Raw genomic sequence first — 19,341 nt, forward strand, 5'->3', positions numbered from 1 at the left:
AGCGCCAGGCCCGCGTCCGGCACGCCGGGCGTGGGCGGCAGCGACGGGAAGGTGGGCAGCGGCACCCCCATGCTCCAGCCGCCGTGGCGCAGCATCACCGCCGCGAAGGCCACGACGTGGCTGAGCACCAGCGCCGCCCACATCAGCAGGAACAGCCGCTTGAACAGCGAGCCGGTGCACCACCACCACGCGCGGCGCACCGCACCCAGGGCACCCAGGCACGCGGCGCCAGGCCGCGTGGACGGTGGTGCGGGGGCGCTCAAGCGCTCACCTGCGCATCGAACAGGTAGCCCTCGCCGCGCACCGTGCGTATGAGCGCGGGCTCACGCGGCGAGTCGCCCAGCTTCTGGCGCAGCCGCGAGACGCCCAAGTCGATGCTGCGCTCGTTGACCTCCACGCCCGGCGCGCCCGCCAGCTCCACCAGCTGCTCGCGCGCCAGCACCCGCCCCGCGTGCGCCACGAAGGCCGACAGCAGCCGGAACTCCGCCGCCGACAGCGACACCGTCACCCCGCCGGCCGAGACCAGCTCGCGCCGCAAGCGGTCGAAGCACCAGCCCTCGAAGCGCAACGGCCCCGCGGCGTCCGCCGCGGCCGGCACGCCCGCACCGGCTCCGGCGCCTTGCGCGCGGCGGCTGCGGCGCAGCACGGCGTGGATGCGCGCAATCAGCTCGCGCGGCTCGAAGGGCTTGCTGATGTAGTCGTCCGCGCCCAGCTCCAGGCCCAGCACGCGGCTCACCGGGTCGCCCTGCGCGGTGAGCATGATCACGGGCAGCGCCGTGGACTGCACCACCTCGCGGCACAGCTCCAGCCCGTCCTCGCCGGGCAGCATCACGTCCAGCAGCAGCAGGTCGAAGCGCTCCTCGCCCAACGCGCGGCGCATGGCCGCGCCGTCCTCGGCCGTGCGCAGCCGCAGGCCGTAGCGCTCTAGGTAGGCCTGCACGGCCAGGCGGATGTCCAGGTCGTCATCGACCAGCAGGCAACGGATCACGGCGGCTTGCTCCAGCGTCGCAGTGGCGCAAAAAAGAGGCGCGGATTGTGTCCGCGCCCGTTTTGCCGCCACGTTTCCGCCGCGTTGCCCGGCCGCGGCGCGCGTGCACAGCGTCACGGCCCGCTCCGGCGCGGCGTCGCCTGCCGCATTCCAGGCCAGCGCGCTGCAAGCAGGTGCAACCGGGGCGGCCTGACGTTCATCAAGGCTTACAAGCACGGAAAGCGCATATCGAAGCGCCCAAAGCTTCGTAGCCGCGCGCTTGGCGGCTTATTAACTTCGCGCCATTGCATCAACGCGCCCGGCATAAACCCAGTGCCGAGCCCAGAAGAAACGCCATGGACGCCACGCCCTTGAAAGCCGCTCCGCTGCCCCTGGCCGCCGCGCAGGCCCCCGTCGACGACTTCTCGCACTCGCACCACCCGGACGACCACCCGGAGCTGCGCATCGCCATGTGGGCGGCGGCCTCCATCCTGTGTGGGCTGCTGGTGTACCTGGCCTGGCGGCTGTTCTTCGGCGAGCACGGGCCGGCGGCGGGGGTGCAGATCGTCAGCGACGCGCTGCACAGCCCCGTGTTCTGGAGCGCCGTGGGCGTGGGCTTGCTGGCGCAGATCGTGGACGGCGCGCTGGGCATGGCCTACGGCGTGACGGCCACCACCTTCCTGATGAGCACCGGCGCCTCGCCCGCCATGGCCAGCGCCAGCGTGCACATCGCCGAGGTGTTCACCACCGGCATGTCCGGCCTCTCGCACGCCAAGCTGGGCAACGTCAACAAGTCGCTGTTCCTGCGGCTGCTGGTGCCGGGGATCGTCGGCGCCATCCTGGGCGCCATCCTCGTGACGCAGTTCGACGGCAAGGTGCTCAAGCCCATCATCTCCGCCTATCTGGTGCTCATGGGCCTGTACATCCTGCGCAAGGCTTGGCGGCACAGGGGCGTCAAGCGCGAGCAGCCCAAGCACGTGGCCAAGCTGGCGCTGTTCGGCGGCTTCGTGGACGCGGCCGGCGGCGGCGGCTGGGGCCCGGTGGTCACCAGCAACCTCATCGGCGCCGGCGGCGACCCGCGCACCACCATCGGTTCGGTGAACTTCGCCGAGTTCTTCCTCACCCTCTCCGGCGCCACCGCCTTCATCCTGCTGGCCGGCGAGCCCGGCACCTGGCTGACCGTGGCGGGGCTGGTGTTCGGCGGCCTCTTCGCCGCGCCGTTCGCGGCCCTGCTGTGCCGCTCGCTCAAGGCGCGCACGCTCATGACCATCGTGGGCTGCCTGGTCATCTCGGTGAGCCTGTTCAACATCTACAAGGCGCTGGGCTGACGCCCGGTCCGCGCCGCCGCCGCGGCGGCAGCGCAAAGCCGATGGAAAGGACAAGGGGGCGTGCCATGCACGCCCCCGCTTCGTTTGCGCGCCGCAAGCTCAGCGACTGCGGTCATTGCAGCGGCAGCGGCGCCCGCTGCGCCGCGCCTTCGCTCAGCGCGAGTCCTTGAAGATGCCCACGGCCTCGGCCAGGCGCGCGGCCTGCACGTTGAGCGCGCCCGCGGCGGCCGTGCTCTGCTCCACCAGGGCGGCGTTTTGCTGCGTGGCGCCGTCGAGCTGCGAGATGGCCACGTGCACCTGCTGCACGCCGCAGCCCTGCTGCTCGGAGGCGTCGGTGATGTCCGACACCAGCGCCGAAACTTGGCGCACCTGCTGGACGATGCGCTCTATCGTCTGGCCGGCCTGGCGCGCGCTGCGGCCGCCCAGGTCCATGTCGCGGGTGGATTCCTCGATCAGCGCCTTGACCTCGCGCGCCGCGCCGGCCGAGCGCTGCGCCAGCGCCCGCACCTCGGAGGCCACCACGGCGAAGCCGCGGCCCTGCTCGCCCGCGCGGGCGGCTTCCACCGCGGCGTTGAGGGCCAGGATGTTGGTCTGGAAGGCGATGCTGTCTATGAGCCCGGCGATGTCGGCGATGCGCGTGCCGTGGCGCTGTATGCCGTCCATCTGCGCCACCAGCCGCTGCATGGCCTGCCCGCCCTCGGTGGCGGCCTCGGTGGCGCTCTCGGCGTGCTTGCGCACCTCCAGCGAGTTGGTGGCGTTGTTCTGCACGGTTTGGGCGATCTGCTCCATGGCCGCGGCGGTCTGCTGCAGGCTGGAGGCGGCCTGCTCGGTGCGGCCGCTCAAGTCCTGGCTGCCGCTGGCGATCTGCCCGGTGGCCGAGGCCATGGCGTGCACCTGCACGGACACGTCGTCCACCAGCGCGCCCAGGTTGAGCCCGGCCTGGTTCACGGCGCGCATGAGCAGGCCGATCTCGTCCACCCGGTTCATGGCCGGGCCGGGCGAGGTCTCGCCGCTGGCCACCTCGTTGGCATGCGCGAGCACCGCGTCCACCGGCGTGGCGACCTGGCGCCAGAGAAGGCCGCCGCCCAACAGCAGCCCCGCGGCCCAGGAGCCCGCCACGGTGAGCTGCTGCGCCAGCGTGGACGCCATGGCCAGCGCCGGCAGCGCCACGGCCGCGCTGGCCACGCCTGCGCCCAGGGCCAGCCGCGTGCGCAGCGAGGCGAGCTGGAAGAAAGACAGCGCCCGCGTGAGCCCCGAGCGCACCAGCAGCCCGCGGTGCAGCGCACGGCCCTTGAGCCGGCCGGCGCGCATGTCGTCGTACAGGCGCTGCGCCGCCTGCGCCTGCGCAGGCGTGGCCGGCGTGCGCACCGACATGTAGCCCGCAAGCTGCCCGTTGCGCCGCATGGGCGTGGCGTTGGCGACCACCCAGTAGTGGTCGCCGTTCTTGCGGCGGTTCTTGACCATGCCCGTCCATGACAGGCCGGCCTTGAGCGTGGCCCACATGTCGGCAAAGGCCGCGGGTGGCATGTCGGGGTGGCGCACGAGGTTGTGCGGCTGCCCAACCAGTTCGTCCGCGTCAAAGCCGCTGGCCTCGACGAAAGCCGAATTGGCGTAGGTGATGCGGCTGGTGGCGTCCGTGGTGGACATCAGCGTCATGCCTTGACGCAGAACAAATTCCTGTCCCGTGACGAACTCGCTGTTTTTCATGGTACCCGGCTGCCTTCCGCGCTGAAGTGAAATTCATTGCGCGCGTGGTCCGGAATTTGGGCGCACCGATATTGGCCAATATCGGGCCCGCCAAGGCGCCGGGGCCTTGCCGCCCCTCATGCGCCTGCGCCATGCCGTCCACACCGCGTTTTCCCTAATGGAAGGCAGTGTTTCGCGGATGTGCAGCCCATTCGTTACGTAACTGTTACGCCGGACCCGAAGGACGGCGAAAAACAGGTGAACGGGTATTCGAACAGGTATGCGGCTTGATTTGAATCAGCAATCGGCCGCGGCCATTTCCCGAGCGGGCATATTCGGCGAGGCCGCAATATCGAGGAAGTGAATCGTGGGGAATTCGCTGAAAAGCCTGCAGGCCGCGGGCGGGGACTGGCGGCGGCCTGCCATGCAGGGCGTCTGGAAATCGTGAATTTCTACCGAATTTCCAAAATGGAAAAGTCTTTCTCAGCGGTTCAGGCCTGGAACTCAAGCTTTCCCAACCCGCGGAAATTCAAACAAGCGGCATGGCCGGACAGACCGATATTTTCACAGTCCGGACAAGGAAACGCCTTGTGCGGGCTCAAGCGGGCAGGGGCGCGATCCGATGGACAGCCATGTCACCCACCGCAATCACCTACCCCGTTCTTCCGGCCGCTTTGGGCGTCTTGAGCACGCCGCCCGACCTGGCCGCGGGTGCGGCGTGCCCGGGCGATTGCGCCTCCGCGGAAAAACTGGGCTTTGACTTCAGCTTCGCCTTCCAGCCCATCGTGGACTTGGACGCACGCGGCGTGTGGGGCCACGAGGCGCTGGTGCGCGGCCTGCACGGCGAAGGCGCCATGAGCGTGCTTGGGCAGGTCAACGAGGACAACCGATACCGCTTCGACCAGCTCTGCCGCATCAAGGCCTTGCGCGAAGCCGTCGCGCTTGGGCTGCAGGCGCGTCTGTCGCTCAACTTCCTGCCCAACGCCGTCTACAAGCCGGACATCTGCATACGCACCACGCTGGAAGTGGCGCGGGCCACGGGCTTTCCCATAGGCCACATCGTCTTCGAGACCACCGAAGGCGAGCAGGTGCACGACAAGGCCTGGTATGCCGAGGTGATGCGCGAGTACAAGCGCATCGGCTTCCTGACCGCCATCGACGACTTCGGCGCCGGCTATGCCGGGCTGTCGCTGCTGGCGGACTTCGTGCCCGATATCGTGAAGCTGGACATGGCGCTGCTGCGCGGGGTGGAGGCCGACGCCAAGCGGCAGGCCATCGTCCGCCACACCACGGCGCTGTGCCGCGAGCTGGGCGTGAGCGTGGTGGCCGAGGGCGTGGAAACGGCGGGCGAGTACGGCTTCCTGGCCGACCTGGGCATCACGCTGATGCAGGGCTACTTTTTCGCCCGGCCGGCCTTCCGCGCCCTGGTGCCCGCGCAACAGATTGCGGCCTTGCAGCCGCCCGGCGCCGGCTGAAGTGCCCGCCTGCGCACGCCCGCCGCTTTGACAAAGCCGTAACAGCGAGTAGCCGGCTTTCCAAGAAAGTTTCGGCTCGCGCGGTTCGATTCCGGACGTTGCGCGGGCCGGCCGGGGCGGTGTCCCGGCCGTGTATCCACCCTTGACCACCGTTTGCAGCTCCGGTGCTTTTCATTTCCACGCCCCCCGACTCTCCAGCGGACGCCGCCACGCGGCGGCGTCCCAAGCGCATGCGCGCGTGGTTCAGCGCCTACGACGTGGACGAGCCGCTGGCCGCAAGCTTTCGCGCGCGGCAGATGCAGGCCATGTTGCGGCTCACGCCGGCGGCCATGGTGGTCAACATCGCCAATGCACTTGTCGTGGGCGTGGTGCTGTGGGGCCACGTGGCCGGCGGCTTCATGCTGGCCTGGGTGGCGGCGGTGGTGCTGCTGGCGGGGCTGGGCCTGCGCGGCTGGGCACGCGAGCAGGCACGGCCGCCGCGGCGCAGCGCATCGCGGCGCGCCATTCGCCACGCCATCGGGCATGCCGCGCTGCTGGGCGCCGTGTGGGCGGCGCTGCCGCTGAGCGTGTACGGCGCGCTGGACGTGCAGCAGCAGTTTTTCGTGGGCGTGGTGCTCACGGGGATGATTTGCGCGGGCGGCTTCGCGCTGGCGAGCCTGCCGGCGGCGGCCACGGGCTGGGTGCTGGTGCTGGGCGCGGGCACGTCCGTGGCGGTGTGGCGCATGGACTCGGCCATTGCCCACGCCCTGGGGCTGCTGCTGTTCCTCTACAGCCTCATCGTGGTCTACAGCGCCTGGACCACGGCCAAGACCTTTGGCGCGCGGCTGGTGGCCGAGGCGCGCGCGGACCGGCAGCACGAGGTCATCGGCCTGCTGTTGCGCGACTTCGAGGACCACGCCAGCGACGTGCTGTGGGAGCTGGACGCCGCGGGCCGGCTGCAGCACGTCTCGCCGCGGCTGGCGGCCGAGCTGGGCGCGCCCGCGCCCTGGCTGCAAAACCTGCCCGCGCTGCGGCTGCTGCGCCGCGCATTGCCTACACAGGCCGGCATGGGCGCCGAGGCGCGCGCCGCTTGGCAGGCCCTGCTCGTCCGGCTGGAGAGCGGTACGCCGTTTCGCGAGCACGTGATCGCGCTGCAGCGTGGGGAGCAGCCGCTGTGGTGGTCGCTGAGCGCGCGGCCGCTGCGCGACGCGGCGGGCCACGTCGTCGGCTGGCGCGGCGTGGCCGCCGACGTCACCGAGCGGCAGCTCGCGCACCAGCGGCTGAGCTGGATGGCGCACAACGACGCGCTCACGGGCCTGGCCAACCGGCGCCACTACCGCGAGCGGCTGCAGGCCGCGCTGGCCGTGGGCTGGGCGGGCACGCCGGGGCGCGCCGTGGCGGCGGTGCTGTTCGACATGGACGGCTTCAAGCAGGTCAACGACACGCTGGGCCACGCCGCGGGCGATGCGCTGCTGCGCGTCTTTGGCGAGCGGCTGCGCGCCGTGGTGCGCGAGGGCGACACGCTGGCGCGGCTGGGCGGTGACGAGTTCGCGCTGCTGCTGCCCGGCGTGGGCATGGAGCAGGTGCAGTCGCTGCTGGAGCGGGTATTTGCGGCGCTGGCGCCGCCGGCCGACCTGGGCGGCAAGACGGTGGCGCTGCGCGCCTGCGCAGGCGTGGCGCTGGCGCCGCGCGACGGCACGGACGTGGACACGCTGCTGGGCCACGCGGACATGGCGCTGTACGCGGCCAAGCGCACGGGCGGCCACCGCTGGTGCTTTTTCGAGTCGGGCATGCACGAGAGCCGGCGCCGCCACGCGCAGCTCGCGCAGGACTTGCGCAACGCGCTGGAGCGCTCGGAGCTGCGGCTGGCGTACCAGCCGCAGGTGTGCGCGGTGAGCGGGCGCATCAGCGGCGTGGAGGCGCTGTTGCGCTGGACGCACCCGGAGCACGGCGCGGTGTCGCCGGCGGAGTTCATCCCGATCGCCGAGGCCGTTGGGCTGATGCCGCGGCTGGGCCGCTGGGTGCTGGAGCAGGCCTGCGCGCAGGCGCGGCAGTGGCCGGCGGCGCTGAAGGTGTCGGTGAACGTGTCGGCGCGGCAGTTGGCGGATGCGCAGTTCCTGGACTGCGTGCAGGCGGCGGTGGACGGGCTGCAGGAGCGGCGCATCGAGCTGGAGGTGACGGAATCTGCCTTGGTGGACGACGCCGATGCGGCCGTGCAGACGCTCAACCGGCTGCGCGAGCTGGGCGTGCAGCTGGCGCTGGACGACTTCGGCACCGGCTATTCGGCGCTGGGCTACCTGCGGCGCTTCCGCTTCGACACCTTGAAGATCGACCGCAGCTTCGTGAACGACCTGGAGGCCGACGGCGAGGCGCGGGTGATCGTGGAGACCATCCTGGCCATGACGCGGGCGCTGGGCCTGGTGGCCATTGCCGAGGGCGTGGAAACGGCGGGCCAGGCGCGCATGCTGCGCGAGCGCGGCTGCGAGGGGCTGCAAGGCTTCCTGTTCAGCCGCCCGCTGGCGGCGCAGGACGTGCTGCCCTTCGTCCAGGCCTGGGAAGGTGGGCGGGCGGTGATGGAGGCGGTTTAGGGGGTTTAGGAGGCTTGGCGTTGCTTGCCAGGGTTTTCAGACGCTGGGGGCCGGCCGGAATCTATGGGCTTGTCCACGGAAGTCAGCCAATTTAAGAGAGGGAAAGCGGAAGCTTAATCGAGACCAGATATAGCGAGCAGAAATCAATCAAAAGCAATTGCAATCTGCTTTGCACTCAATATCAAATAATATTTTGCTTCCCTCTCGATTTCAAAAAATTCTGGTGGCAGATTTTTAGCCGTAGGCCTGCAGAGACCCGCAAGCTCAGGCTTTAGCCCGCGGCTTCATCCGGAAGCTGATGCCCATGCGATTAATCGCATTCATGGCAGCGACGGTGAGCGTCAGATCCACCAAATCCTTCTCGCCGAACATGGCCAACGCGGCTGCATAGGCCGCATCGGAGGCGTGTGTTTCGCTGACGCGCGTCACTTCCTCGGACCAAGCCAGCGCGGCGCGTTCTTGCTCGGAAAACAAGTATTCCGCTTCGCGCCATACCGGAACGAGCATGAGCTTGTCGACGGACATTCCCTCGGCGATGAGGTCGCGGGCGTGGATGTCGATGCAATGGGCGCAGCCGTTGATCTGCGAGACCCGAAGGAAAACAAGGTGCGTCAGCAAGCTGGGCAATCCGGTGCCTTTCGTGACGAAATGGTGCAGGCTGGTCATGGCTTTGCCGCCCTCGGAAGATGCTTGGTACCAAACAGCGCGATCCATGTGTCAAGTTTCCTTAGATGGAAGGGGTTGCGAGGGGTCGACACGACCTCCCCAACCAACAAGACGTTTGGAACGATGAAGCTGTGACAGGCTCCCAGCTTGTCGGGATCGCGCTCCAATCCTCGTTCCAGGACGGTATGTCTGACCTCAGCCCAAATCGGCCGGTCGAAAATAGCTTTGGTCCGACCACAGTCAGTCGAAAACCGCCCTTCACCATTCCTCGAAACTCCACCCGCACACTTCTTGCAAGCCAAGCCCCATCCGTCCCGCCCAGCCGTCCGGAACCTCACATTCCAGACATTGCCTGCGGCGCGACAAACACCAAGAGGGCTTCCATGACCAAAATTGCCATCTTCTTCGGCACCGAGACCGGCACCACCCGCCTGATTGCCAAGAAAATCCACGCCCGCCTGGGCGAGGCCGTTGCGGACAAGCCGGTGAATGTCAATCGCATCCAGCCCGAGGATTTCCTCAAATACGACGCCCTCATCCTCGGCACGCCCAGCTATGGCGTGGGCGAAATTCCCGGCCGCTCGGCCGGTTGCCTGGAAGCGAATTGGGAGGAGTTCCTGGCCAAGCTCCCGCCCCATATCCGGCTGGACGGCAAGCGCATCGCCTTGTTTGGCTTGGGCGCCCAGGAGCGGTATTCGGAGCGCTTCGCCAGCTCGCTGCGCAAATTGCACGACACGCTGCAAGCCCTGGGCGCGGAAATCATCGGCGCCTGGCCCACCACGGGCTACACGTTCGAATATTCGGCCTCCGTCATGGGCGATCATTTCGTCGGCCTCGTCATAGACCAGCGCACCCAGGGCATGTTCACCGAGGAACGGCTCGATGCCTGGGTGGCGCAGGTGAAACCGCTGCTGCTGGAGCGCTTGGCGCAGGCGGCTTGAGGCGCGGGTGCGTCAGCCCGCCGGCACCCTCACGAAACCCTCCATCAGCCGCCGCGCCAAGCGGCTCACCACCGTGCTGGTGCTGGAGCTGGCGCCGCCCATGCCGTCGATGTGCTTGCCGTAGCGGTCGGGGCTGCCGATGACGCGCAGCAGCAGGCGGTCGCGCGCGGCGGGGTCGGCCGGCAGGTCGTGGGCGAGGAAGAACACGCCCTTGCTGGTGCCGCCGCGCATGTAGACGGCGGGAATGCGGAGTGGGGTCATGGCGGGGACGCGGGAGGCAAAAAAGGCCGGGCGGCATTGTGCCGGCCGGCCCTGGCGCGCTCGCGCGCACCCTTGGCGCTACAGCGCCCGCGTGGCGGCCGCGGGCAGGCGGGCCGGCGGAACTTCAGCCGTCGCGGGTGCCCCCACCGGCGGCATGGAGCGCAGCTCCACCTCGATGTGGCGCTCGCGGGCGTGGGCGATGAAATCGTCCAGCGCCTCGCGGATGTCGCGGTCCACGAAGCGGCAGCGCGCGCCGTCGATGATCAGCGAGTCGCCCGGCTGCACCCGCTCCAGGTAGCGGCGCAACGTCGCCTTGCTGAAGAAGGACACGTCCTTGCTCAACTGCAGCAGGTGGGCGCGCTCGCGCGAGGTGATGGACAGCGCGCCGCGCGTGTTGGCGTGGATCACGAACAGCATGCTCGCCACCAGGCCGATGAGGATGCCCATGAGCAGGTCCGTGGCCAGGATGGCCGCCACCGTCACCGCGAAGGGCACGAACATCGCCGCGCCCTGCCGCCACGCCGCCAGCGCGATCGCCGGCTTCGCCAGCTTGTAGCCCGTGTGCAGCAGCACGGCGGCCAGCGCCGCCAGCGGAATCCAGCGCAGCAGCTCCACCAGCAGCAGCACGCTCGCGAGCAGCAGCACGCCGTGCAGCATGGCCGACAGCCGCGTGCGCGCGCCGGCCTGGATGTTGGCCGAGCTGCGCACGATCACCGCCGTGATGGGCAGCCCGCCCAGGAAGCCCGCCACGACGTTGCCCACGCCCTGCGCCTGCAGCTCGCGGTTGGGCGGCGCCACGCGCTTGAGCGGGTCCAGCCGGTCGGCGGCTTCCAGGCTGAGCAGGGTTTCCAGGCTGGCCACCACGGCCAGCGTCACCGCCACCGTGTAGAGCTGCGGGTTGGCCAATGCGGACCAGTCCGGCGAGGCCAGTTGCCCAAGCAGCGAGCCCACGCCGTCCACCTTGGGCAGCGACACGAGCTGGTGCTCCACCAGCGCCTCGGACGGCATCGCCGCGCGGAAGAAGGCCTGGCAGCCCACGCCCCACAGCACGGCCAGCAGCGCGCCGGGCAGCTTGCCCAGCAGCGGCAGCCGCTTCACCGCGGGCAGCTCCCACAGGAACAGGATCAGCAGCGCCCCGGCCGCCACGGCCACCGCCGCCTCGCTCACGGAGTCCAGCACCAGCGCCATGGCGTCCAGCGCCTGCGCGTCGCGCGGCACGCCTTCGAGCATGTGCGGCGTGGAGGCAAAGCCGAAGGCCACGGGCAACTGCTTGATGATCAGCAGCAGGCCGATGGCGGCCAGCATCCCCTTGATCACCGGCGAAGGGAAACAGGCGCCTATGTCGCCCGCGCGCAGCAGGCCGAACAGCCCCTGCAGCACGCCGGCCAGGATCACGGCCACGAGAAAGGCCTCGAAGCTGCCCAGCGTGGCGATGGCGTTGACGACGATGACCACCAGCCCCGCCGCCGGGCCGCTGACGCTGAGCTGCGAGCCCGAGAGCGCCGCGACGATCAGGCCGCCCACCACGCCGGAGACCAGGCCGGCCAGCAAAGGCACGCCGCTGGCCAGCGCAATGCCCAGGCACAGCGGCAAGGCGACGAGAAACACCACCACGCCGGCCGGCAGGTCGTGGCGCAGGTGGCGCAAGGAAAGGCCGCGCGGGGCGGCGCCAAGGGAGGACGAAACGGGGGACTGCATGGGGAGACGTGCGAAGAAAGAGTCAGACAGACAGGACGCGGGCCCTGAGCGGGCGCCCTGCACCGCCGCCGTCAAGGCGTGGCCGGGGCGGGTTCTTCAGAAGGAGGGAAAGCGGCAGGAGCGAGGGAGCGCCGGGGAGGCGCTGCGCACCTGCTTCGGTGTCGCTGCGGCGTTGTTCAGGCCGCGCGCCTGAGCGCCACGCCCGGCGCGTCCACCGCGTGCACCTGGCGCAGGCGGCCGTTGCGCAGGCCGTACACCCAGCCCAGCAGGCGCAGGCGCTGGCCGCGCTGCCAAGCGCGCTGCACCAGCGCCGTGGAGGCCAGCGTGCGCACCTGCTCGATGACGTTGAGCGTCACCAGCCGGTCCACCTGCGCGGCCAGCGCCGCGTCGGCGGGCAGCCCGCTGCCGCCGTCGTCCACCTGGTGGCGGTGCTGCTGGTAGAGGCGGCGCAGCGGGCGTATGCGCTCGGCCAGGTAGTCGGCGCGGGCGTGGCCGGGAGCGGCGCCGGCGTCGGACTCCGACTCGGAGGGCGGCAGGAGGGCCGCGCGCACGCCGCCGCAGGCGTCATGCCCGCACACGATCACGGACTCCACCCCCAGCACGTCCAGCGCGTACTGCAGCGCGCTCATCACGCTGTTGTCTTCCAGCAGCGCCAGGTTGGCGATGCTGCGGTGAACGAACAGCTCGCCCGGCGCGGCATTGACGATGCGCTCGGCCGGCACGCGGCTGTCCGCGCAACCAATCCAGAACACGCCGGGCTGCTGCCCGCTGCTCATGCGCTCGAAGAAGGCGGGTGAGCGCGCATCCATCTCGTCGGCCCAGGCCTGGTTCTCCAGCAAAAGGCGGGTCGGAAGGTCCATCAAAACTCCTTGTCGGTCTTCGATTGCTGCACTGCAACACGGCACCTAGCGTAAACCCTCAATTGCGAATCATTCCGCTGGATTTGCGCCCGGTTGCACGTGCGTCGGTGAGCAACAGGCGGGGAACTTTTGCGCTTTTCCGTCTGGGGAGAAGCTGCGCTTTGGACCTCGCGGCTGGCGGTGGAGCGGTGCCGGATCAGCTCGTGGCGTGCAGCCGCCGTGGCCGGCGGCGGGTTGCGCATGTATCAATGTCGTCAAGCTTTTTTGGGCCGCCTGCGTAGATTCCTGCCCCAGCGAAGCCTGAATTCCCCAGGCCGCGACAGGACAAGAAGTTGGAGCCTCCATGCAGTTCAGGCGGGCGCCGCTGTTGCGGGTTAGGCAGGATTTTTTTGGACTCCGCATTTCCAAGTTCCAGCCTGAGGCCCTGACCATGCGATCCATCCTGCCCTTCAACTTCGACCAGATGGCCCACCTGGCCCAAACCGATCCCACCGCTTTCGAAGCGCAGCGCCGCGCAGTGCTGGAAAGCGCAATGGATTTCGCCCCGCGCGGCTACGAGGCCTGGGCCCATGCCCGCGTGGCCGACCTGCAGCGCCGCGGCGTCGAGGCCGCCGAGCAGGCGCGCCAGGACAGCGCCGCCGCCTGGCGCGCCCTGGACGAAATCATCGATTGGGCCCGCAACGTCTCGAAGCTGTGACGCTCAGGCGCCACGGCCATCGCCTGTAGGAAGCCCGCTTGCGGCGCCGAACCCGGCGGGCATCACGATGTGCTGGCGATTCGGCCCGCAAGCGGGCCTCCTACCAGGCCAATAGGCCATCGATCAGCAGTCGATACACGGGCAGATCACAGCGCCTTGCCCGCGGGCTCCTCGCGCGCGGCCGGCACCTCGGCCACGCCCTGTGCCGGCGGATGAAACCCGCCGATGCGCCCAACGAAGGGCAGCTTCACGCCCAGCGGGCTCACGCCGAAGTTCAGGCCCAGCAGGTTGAGCTCCACGCCGTCCACGGCGCTCACCGCCAAACCAAGCAGCCCGCCCAACGAGAGTTGAAAACCATGGCCGCTGGGCGCGGGCCCAAGCAGCGTGGTGCCGGTGAAGTCCTTGCCTATGGCGGTGGCGGGCAGGTCCAGCTCCAGCTCCGGCACGTTGCGGCTGATCCAGGCCGTGAAGGTGTTGGAGTTGGGCCCCGGCCACAGCCGGTACTCGCCGGCATAGGGGTAGCGCTTGACGGCCTGGCCGATGCGCTCGATGAGCGCATCCACGCCGGCACCGCGCTTTTGCGCGTACAGCTCCGGCTCGGCGCCGAACCAGCGCGCATCCGGCGCGCCCTGGCGGACGACCACCACGTTGTCCGTCCAGCCCAGCCGCCAGCCTATGACCTCGTACACCGTCCAGGCCGGTGCGGCCGTGGGCTTCACCGCCACCCAGGTGTGCACGCCGAAGAGGCCCTTGGCGCCCACGACGCGCGCGCCGTAGACCTGCACCATGGCCTCGCGCACCTGCGCCGGGTCCGGCGCCAGGCCCACGGGCTCGCGGCTGGCGCTCATCCAGTCGGCGGCCGTTGCGGGGGCCGCCCGCAGCAAGGCCAGCGCGGCCAGCACGACAAGAAACAGTCGGAACAGCGGAACTGCAAGGCGCTGCATGGAAGTCTCCGGGTACGTCAAACGGCCAAACGAGCAAGTTTGACGGCCCGGGGGCAACTCGCCCCATCGTCCGCAAAAGCACCGGCGCGGCGCGCGTGAATTGCGGCCTCTTGTGCGCACGGCCTCAAGCCGTGTTCACGCTCAGGCGACGGCGGGGCCGGGCTCGGCGCCTTGCACGCCGCCGGCCACAGGCTTGCGCATGCCGGCCTGCCCCGGTCGGCACAGCACGGCGCCTTGGGCCTGCAACTCGGCCGCGAGCTGCGAGACCGCGCTGCGAATCAGCTCGAAACAGCGGCGCAGCTCAAGCTCGCTGCGCCCATAGGGGTCGCGTATGCGCAGCCGGCGCGGCCGCGCCCAATGGCCCAGCAGCGCAATGCGCTGCGCCGGCACACCGCGGCGCAGCAGATGCTCGGCGTGGCGCGGCTCCATGACCAGGTAGAGGTCGCCATCGCGATGGGCGAAATCCAGCCAGTGCGAGGCATGGTGCCGCTGCAGCGCCACGCCCATGTCCGCGGCAACGCGCACGGTGGAGGAAAAGCAACGGCGGCCCGTCACCGTGTACAGCCCGCAGGAAGCCGTGGGAATGCCGGACTGCTCGCACAGCGCCTGTGCCAGCGCACTGCGGTTCAGGTTGGCCAGGCACACGAAAACCAGCCGCTGCGCCGTGGACCAATCCGGCCGTGTGAACGGCGTGGCCATGCCGGCATAAAAGCCCATGCGCAGCCCAAGCCGCCCCCAGAAACGCCTGAGCGTGCCGCCGGAGGCAGCGGCAGCAAAGGCATTGATGGGTGGCGTGAAACGGGGCGGCATGGGACAGGGCGGTTACTGCTGTGGCGATGATCCACAGTCGCCCTGTCAAACACCTGTCCCCGCGTTTTCCCTTGGAAACCGCGTGGTTTTGGCGGCTGGCACACCACGCACGCCCCCGGACAGGCCGGCGCTGCGCGCGTGACGTGCGCGGCGCCCAGGCTATCCACCCGCCGCCGCGGGCATCGTGGGTGGCAGCGTGGGCACCGCCCCGGCCGCCTCGCGCCGCACGCGGAACCAGGCCGCGTACAGCGCCGGGACGACCACCAGCGTCAGCGCCGTGGCCACCACCAGCCCGCCCATGATGGACATGGCCATGGGCCCCCAGAAGATGCTGCGCGTCAGCGGAATCATGGCCAGGATGGCCGCCGCGGCCGTGAGCACCACCGGGCGCGCGCGGCGCACGGTGGCCTCGACGATGGCCGTCCACGGCGTGCTGCCGGCAGCGATGTCACGGTCTATCTGGTCCACCAGGATCACGGCGTTGCGCATGATCATCCCGCCCAGCGCGATCACCCCCAGCAGCGCCACGAAGCCAAACGGCGCGTTGAACAGCAGCAGCGCCGGCACCACGCCGATCAAGCCCAGCGGGGCCGTCAGGAACACCAGCGCCATGCGGCTGAAACTCTGCAACTGCAGCATGAGGATGAGCAGCGTCACCGCGAACATGGCCGGAAACACCGCCGCCAGCGCCACGTTGCTCTTGTCGCTCTCCTCGATGGCGCCGCCCAACTCGATGCGGTAGCCCGGCGGCAGGCTCTGCAGCACGGGCTGCAGCGAGGGCCAGATCTGCTGCGTGGCATACGGCCCCTGCACGCCTTCGGCCAGGTCGCTGCGCACGTTGAGCGTCATGTCGCGGTTGCGGCGCCACAGCACGGGCTCCTCCCAGTCCGGCATCAACTGCGCCACCTGCGACAGCGGCACGCTCACACCCGCGCGGGTGAAGAGCGGCAAGTCCTCCAACTGCTGCAGCGAGCGGCGCTCGCCGGGCTGGGCGCGCAGCACCACGTCGATGAGCTCCTCGCCGCGGCGCAGTTGCGCCACGGGGGCGCCGGAGAGGGCCGTCTGCACGGTGGCGGCAATGTCCTGCGTGGCCAGGCCCAGTTGTTGGGCGCGGTCCTGGTCCACCACCACGCGCACGGTGCGCACCTGCTCGTTCCACTCCAGGTGCGTGTCGCGCACCAGCGGGCTTTGGCGCACCAGGTCGCGCACGCGCGCGGCGATGCGGCGCACCTCGTCCACCTCGGGGCCGATGACGCGGAACTGCACCGGGTAACCCACCGGCGGGCCGAATTCCAGGCGCTGCACGCGCCCGCGCAGGTCGGGGAATGTTTCGCCCGCATCGAACACGGCGCGCAGCCGCGTGCGTACCGCTTCGCGCGCGGCCATGTTGGGCGTCTGCACCACGAACTGCGCGTAGCCCGGGTTGGGCAGCTCCGGCGACAGGCTCAGGAAAAAGCGCGGCGTGCCCGCGCCGGTATAGGCCGTGAAGCCCTGCACCCCGGCGTCGGCCTTGAGGATGTCTTCCACGCGCTTGACTTGCGCCTGCGTCGCGGCGAAGGAGGCGCCTTCGCGCAACTGCAGGTCCACCAGCAGCTCGGTGCGCGAGGCCGTGGGAAAGAACTGCTGCTGCACCAGGCCCATGCCCGCGCCGGCCACCACGAACAGCGCCAGCGTGCCGGCGAGCACCCAGCCGCGGCGCGCCACGGCCCAACCCACGACGCGGCGCATGCGCGCGTACAGCGGCCCCTCGTGCACGCCGTGGTGCCTGGGCTTCATCACCTTGGGCAGCAGCTTGACGCCCAGGTAGGGCGTGAACACCACCGCCACCACCCACGAGGCCAGCAGCGCCACGCCCACCACCCAGAAGATCCCGCCCGCGTACTGGCCGGAGATGGAGTGCGCGAAGCCCACGGGCATGAAGCCCGCCACCGTCACCAGCGTGCCGGTGAGCATGGGGAAGGCGGTGGAGGTCCAGGCGAAGCCGGCGGCCTTGACGCGGTCGTAGCCCTCCTCGATCTTCACCACCATCATCTCCACGGCGATGATGGCGTCGTCCACCAGCAGGCCCAGGGCGATGATGAGGGCACCCAGCGAGATGCGGTCCAGCGCCCAGCCGCGCCAGACCATGACGATGGCCACCAGCCCAAGCACCAGCGGCACCGAGGCGGCCACCACCACGCCGCTGCGCCAGCCCAGGGCCACGAAGCACACGGCCAGGACGATGGCCAGCGCCTCCAGGAACGCACGCTCGAACTCCCACACCGCGTCCTCCACCACCTGCGGCTGGTCGGCGTACTTCTCCAGCGACACGCCCAGGGGCAGGCGCGGCGCCAGCGCGGCGGTGGCGGCGTCCAGCGCCTGGCCCACGTGCAGCACGTTGGCCTGGCGCGAGAGCACCACGCCCAGCGCCAGCACGGGCTCGCCGTTGCGGCGCACGGTGAAGGAAGGCGGGTCTTCCAGCGCGGCGCGCACGTCGGCCACGTCGCTGAGCTTGAGCAGCCGATCGCCCACCGCAATGGGCAGCGCTGCCACCTGCGCCGCGCCGCCGGGCACGCCGGCCACGCGCACCACGCCGCGGTCCACGCGGCCGTCCACCGCGCCGGCGGGCAGCAATGCGCTCTGGCGCGAGAGGGTTTCAATCAGCAGTTGCGGCGTCAACCCCATGGCGGCCAGGCGCTGGCTGGAAAACTCCACGTGCACCTGCTCGGCCTGGCGGCCCATCACGTCCACCTTGACCACGCCGGGCGCGGCCTGCAGCGCGCGCTTGACGTCCTCGGCCAGGGCGTGCATCTCGGGAAAGCCCAGGTCCGGCGCGGCCAGGGCGTAGAGCACCCCGTACACGTCGGTGAACTCGTCGTTGAAGAAGGGGCCGCGCACGCCCTCGGGCAGCTCGTGGCGTATGTCGCCCACCTTCTTGCGCGCCTGGTACCAGGCGGCCTCCAGGCCGGCCTTGTCGGTGCCGCCCCGCATCCACAACGTGATGCCGCCAAAGCCCTGGCGGGCGAAGCTGCGCACGTTGTCCAGCCCGTCGAGCTCCTGCAGCGCGCGCTCCAGGCGGTTGAGCACCTGGTCCTGCACCTGCTGCGCGCTGGCGCCGGGCCAGGCGACGGTGACGGTCATGCTGGGCACCTCGAACACCGGGTCTTCCAGCCGGCCCAACCGCGTGAAGGAAAACACGCCTGCGACCAGCGTGGCCAGCAGCAGGAACAGCACCAGCGGCCGGTGTTGCACGGCCCAAGCGGAGAGGTTGAAGTCTTTCATCGCGCCACCTGCAGGGCAGCGGCTGAAGCCGCGGCTTGCGGCTGGGGTTCGGCCTGGGCCTGCGGCCTGGGCAGCGGCCCGTCCAGCGGGCGCTTGACGGGGCGCACGGCCATGCCGGCGTCCAGCCGGTGCGCGCCGGCACTGACCACCCAGGCGCCCTCTTCCAGGCCGCGCAGCGTGACGCTGTCGTTGCCCTGCGCAACCACCGTGACGCTGCGGCGCGTGAGCTTGGCCGGCGTGGCGGCCGGGTCGTCCACCACCCACACCGTGGCCTGCCCCTGCGTGCTCAGCAGCGCGCCCACGGGCAGCTCGGCCACGGGCTCGCTGCCCGCGCGCGGCGCGGCCAGCGCAACCTCGGCCGTCATGCCCATGCGCCAGAGCGCGGGCGCGGCCGAGACCAGGGCGTAGCGGGCGCGGAAGCTGCGCGTGCCGGCGGCGGCGGTGGGCGAGAGCTCGCGCAAGCGCAGCGCCTGCGCCGCGCCGCCGGCCACGCGCACGGTGGCGCGGCGTTCGCGCAGGTCGGCGGCCAGGGCTTCGGGCACGTCCACCACCACTTCCAGCTCGCGGTCGCGGGCCAGTTGGAACACGGGCTGGCCTTCGGCCACCACCTGGCCGACCTCGGCGCGCGCGGCGCTGACCACGCCGTCGAAGGGCGCCGTGAGCACGGTATAGGCGTTGCGGTTGCGCGCCAGCTCCAGTTGGCGGTGGGCCTGCTGCACGCGCGCGGCGGCGGCGTCGGCCTTGGCCTGCAGCCGCTCCTGGTCGGCGGCGCCCACGCTGCCGTCGGCCAGCAGCCGGGCAAAGCGCGCGGCGTCGCTGGCGGATTGCGCGGCGTCCACCTCGGCGGCGCGCAACTGCTCGGCGGCGGCTTCGGCGCCAAGCTGGTAGTCGGCCGCATCCAGCCGCGCCAAGGGCTGGCCCGCGCGAACGGCCTGGCCCACGTCCACCAGCCGCGCGACGAGCTTGCCGCCGGTGCGGAAAGCCAGGTCGCTCTCGGTGCGCGCGGCCAGCGTGGCGCTGAAACGGCGCTCAGCGCCCGCGGCCGTGTATTGCACGGGCGTGACGTAGACGGCCGGCACCACAGGCGCAGGCTCGGTCGGCTTGGAGCAGGCGGCCAGCAGCAGGGGCAGCGCCAGGGCGGCCGCCAGCCGGCGAGGAAGGGGTGTGGAGGTCATGGTGG

General features: G+C 70.4%; 15 protein-coding genes and 1 pseudogene. 5 read left to right on the forward strand and 11 right to left on the reverse strand.

Going from position 1 to position 19,341, the window contains the following annotated elements; translation table 11 throughout:
- Positions 1 to 263: hypothetical protein (locus SM757_RS25630; RefSeq protein WP_322467569.1), on the reverse strand; the 263-nt coding region annotated here is incomplete at its 3' end.
- The gene (locus SM757_RS25635) at positions 260 to 988 is read right to left on the reverse strand and encodes a response regulator transcription factor (protein WP_322467570.1); all 729 of its coding nucleotides are present in this window, start codon (positions 986 to 988) and stop codon (positions 260 to 262) included. The genes SM757_RS25630 and SM757_RS25635, both read right to left, overlap by 4 nt.
- Before the next feature lie 335 nt (positions 989 to 1,323).
- Between SM757_RS25635 and SM757_RS25640 the strand changes: the two genes are divergently transcribed.
- Complete coding sequence (locus tag SM757_RS25640) at positions 1,324 to 2,295, forward strand: sulfite exporter TauE/SafE family protein (protein WP_322467571.1); 972 nt, start codon at positions 1,324 to 1,326, stop codon at positions 2,293 to 2,295.
- Between the two features lie 153 nt (positions 2,296 to 2,448).
- Here SM757_RS25640 and SM757_RS25645 read toward each other — a convergent pair whose 3' ends face one another.
- Entirely contained in the window at positions 2,449 to 4,002 is a 1,554-nt protein-coding gene (locus SM757_RS25645; protein WP_322467572.1) for a methyl-accepting chemotaxis protein, read from the reverse strand.
- Between the two features lie 611 nt (positions 4,003 to 4,613).
- Here SM757_RS25645 and SM757_RS25650 point away from each other — a divergent pair.
- Together SM757_RS25650 and SM757_RS25655 are read left to right on the forward strand one after the other, a co-directional pair.
- A complete protein-coding gene (locus tag SM757_RS25650; protein ID WP_322467573.1) occupies positions 4,614 to 5,456 on the forward strand; it encodes an EAL domain-containing protein in 843 nt (280 codons plus the stop codon).
- Positions 5,457 to 5,620: 164 nt separating this feature from the next.
- The gene (locus tag SM757_RS25655) at positions 5,621 to 8,023 is read left to right on the forward strand and encodes a putative bifunctional diguanylate cyclase/phosphodiesterase (RefSeq protein ID WP_322467574.1); all 2,403 of its coding nucleotides are present in this window, start codon (positions 5,621 to 5,623) and stop codon (positions 8,021 to 8,023) included.
- 264 nt (positions 8,024 to 8,287) lie between these two features.
- Here SM757_RS25655 and SM757_RS25660 read toward each other — a convergent pair whose 3' ends face one another.
- Positions 8,288 to 8,737 (reverse strand): carboxymuconolactone decarboxylase family protein, encoded by a 450-nt coding sequence (locus SM757_RS25660; protein WP_322467575.1) that lies wholly within the window; start codon positions 8,735 to 8,737, stop codon positions 8,288 to 8,290.
- 335 nt (positions 8,738 to 9,072) lie between these two features.
- Between SM757_RS25660 and SM757_RS25665 the strand changes: the two genes are divergently transcribed.
- On the forward strand, positions 9,073 to 9,630 hold the full coding sequence (locus SM757_RS25665; RefSeq protein WP_322467576.1) for a flavodoxin: 558 nt from the start codon (positions 9,073 to 9,075) through the stop codon (positions 9,628 to 9,630).
- Between the two features lie 66 nt (positions 9,631 to 9,696).
- Here SM757_RS25665 and SM757_RS25670 read toward each other — a convergent pair.
- From SM757_RS25670 to SM757_RS25680, 3 genes and pseudogenes are all read right to left on the reverse strand, one after another.
- A pseudogene (locus SM757_RS25670) lies at positions 9,697 to 9,891 on the reverse strand (PrpF domain-containing protein); the annotation flags it as partial.
- 78 nt (positions 9,892 to 9,969) lie between these two features.
- A complete protein-coding gene (locus tag SM757_RS25675; protein WP_322467577.1) occupies positions 9,970 to 11,589 on the reverse strand; it encodes a SulP family inorganic anion transporter in 1,620 nt (539 codons plus the stop codon).
- 176 nt (positions 11,590 to 11,765) lie between these two features.
- Positions 11,766 to 12,449: a carbonic anhydrase gene (locus tag SM757_RS25680; protein WP_322467578.1), complete on the reverse strand. Its 684-nt coding sequence runs from the start codon at positions 12,447 to 12,449 to the stop codon at positions 11,766 to 11,768.
- Between the two features lie 430 nt (positions 12,450 to 12,879).
- Here SM757_RS25680 and SM757_RS25685 point away from each other — a divergent pair, with 430 nt between their 5' ends.
- The gene (locus tag SM757_RS25685; protein ID WP_066342572.1) at positions 12,880 to 13,146 is read left to right on the forward strand and encodes a DUF3135 domain-containing protein; all 267 of its coding nucleotides are present in this window, start codon (positions 12,880 to 12,882) and stop codon (positions 13,144 to 13,146) included.
- 146 nt (positions 13,147 to 13,292) lie between these two features.
- Here the strand turns inward: SM757_RS25685 and SM757_RS25690 are convergent, their stop codons facing one another.
- From SM757_RS25690 to SM757_RS25705, 4 genes are all read right to left on the reverse strand, one after another.
- Positions 13,293 to 14,090, reverse strand: coding sequence for a DUF3750 domain-containing protein (locus tag SM757_RS25690; protein WP_084268034.1), 798 nt, complete (start codon positions 14,088 to 14,090; stop codon positions 13,293 to 13,295).
- 141 nt (positions 14,091 to 14,231) lie between these two features.
- Positions 14,232 to 14,900, reverse strand: coding sequence for an arsenate-mycothiol transferase ArsC (locus SM757_RS25695; protein ID WP_084268033.1), 669 nt, complete (start codon positions 14,898 to 14,900; stop codon positions 14,232 to 14,234).
- A gap of 159 nt (positions 14,901 to 15,059) precedes the next feature.
- A complete protein-coding gene (locus SM757_RS25700) occupies positions 15,060 to 18,161 on the reverse strand; it encodes an efflux RND transporter permease subunit (protein ID WP_322467579.1) in 3,102 nt (1,033 codons plus the stop codon).
- Complete coding sequence (locus SM757_RS25705; RefSeq protein ID WP_322467580.1) at positions 18,158 to 19,336, reverse strand: efflux RND transporter periplasmic adaptor subunit; 1,179 nt, start codon at positions 19,334 to 19,336, stop codon at positions 18,158 to 18,160. The genes SM757_RS25700 and SM757_RS25705 overlap by 4 nt, the downstream gene beginning before the upstream one ends.
- Positions 19,337 to 19,341: the final 5 nt, after the last annotated feature.

The organism is Azohydromonas lata (genome assembly GCF_034427735.1).
Lineage (GTDB): Bacteria > Pseudomonadota > Gammaproteobacteria > Burkholderiales > Burkholderiaceae_C > Azohydromonas > Azohydromonas lata.

Excerpts from the sequence above, each read along its gene's own strand:
- SM757_RS25645 (WP_322467572.1), bottom strand. The coding sequence starts at position 4,002 with ATGAAAAACAGCGAGTTCGTCACGGGACAGGAATTTGTTCTGCGTCAA.
- SM757_RS25660 (WP_322467575.1), bottom strand. The coding sequence starts at position 8,737 with ATGGATCGCGCTGTTTGGTACCAAGCATCTTCCGAGGGCGGCAAAGCC.
- SM757_RS25685 (WP_066342572.1), top strand. The coding sequence starts at position 12,880 with ATGCGATCCATCCTGCCCTTCAACTTCGACCAGATGGCCCACCTGGCC.
- SM757_RS25650 (WP_322467573.1), top strand. The coding sequence starts at position 4,614 with ATGTCACCCACCGCAATCACCTACCCCGTTCTTCCGGCCGCTTTGGGC.
- SM757_RS25705 (WP_322467580.1), bottom strand. The coding sequence starts at position 19,336 with ATGACCTCCACACCCCTTCCTCGCCGGCTGGCGGCCGCCCTGGCGCTG.
- SM757_RS25665 (WP_322467576.1), top strand. The coding sequence starts at position 9,073 with ATGACCAAAATTGCCATCTTCTTCGGCACCGAGACCGGCACCACCCGC.
- SM757_RS25675 (WP_322467577.1), bottom strand. The coding sequence starts at position 11,589 with ATGCAGTCCCCCGTTTCGTCCTCCCTTGGCGCCGCCCCGCGCGGCCTT.
- SM757_RS25700 (WP_322467579.1), bottom strand. The coding sequence starts at position 18,161 with ATGAAAGACTTCAACCTCTCCGCTTGGGCCGTGCAACACCGGCCGCTG.
- SM757_RS25690 (WP_084268034.1), bottom strand. The coding sequence starts at position 14,090 with ATGCAGCGCCTTGCAGTTCCGCTGTTCCGACTGTTTCTTGTCGTGCTG.
- SM757_RS25640 (WP_322467571.1), top strand. The coding sequence starts at position 1,324 with ATGGACGCCACGCCCTTGAAAGCCGCTCCGCTGCCCCTGGCCGCCGCG.
- SM757_RS25680 (WP_322467578.1), bottom strand. The coding sequence starts at position 12,449 with ATGGACCTTCCGACCCGCCTTTTGCTGGAGAACCAGGCCTGGGCCGAC.
- SM757_RS25695 (WP_084268033.1), bottom strand. The coding sequence starts at position 14,900 with ATGCCGCCCCGTTTCACGCCACCCATCAATGCCTTTGCTGCCGCTGCC.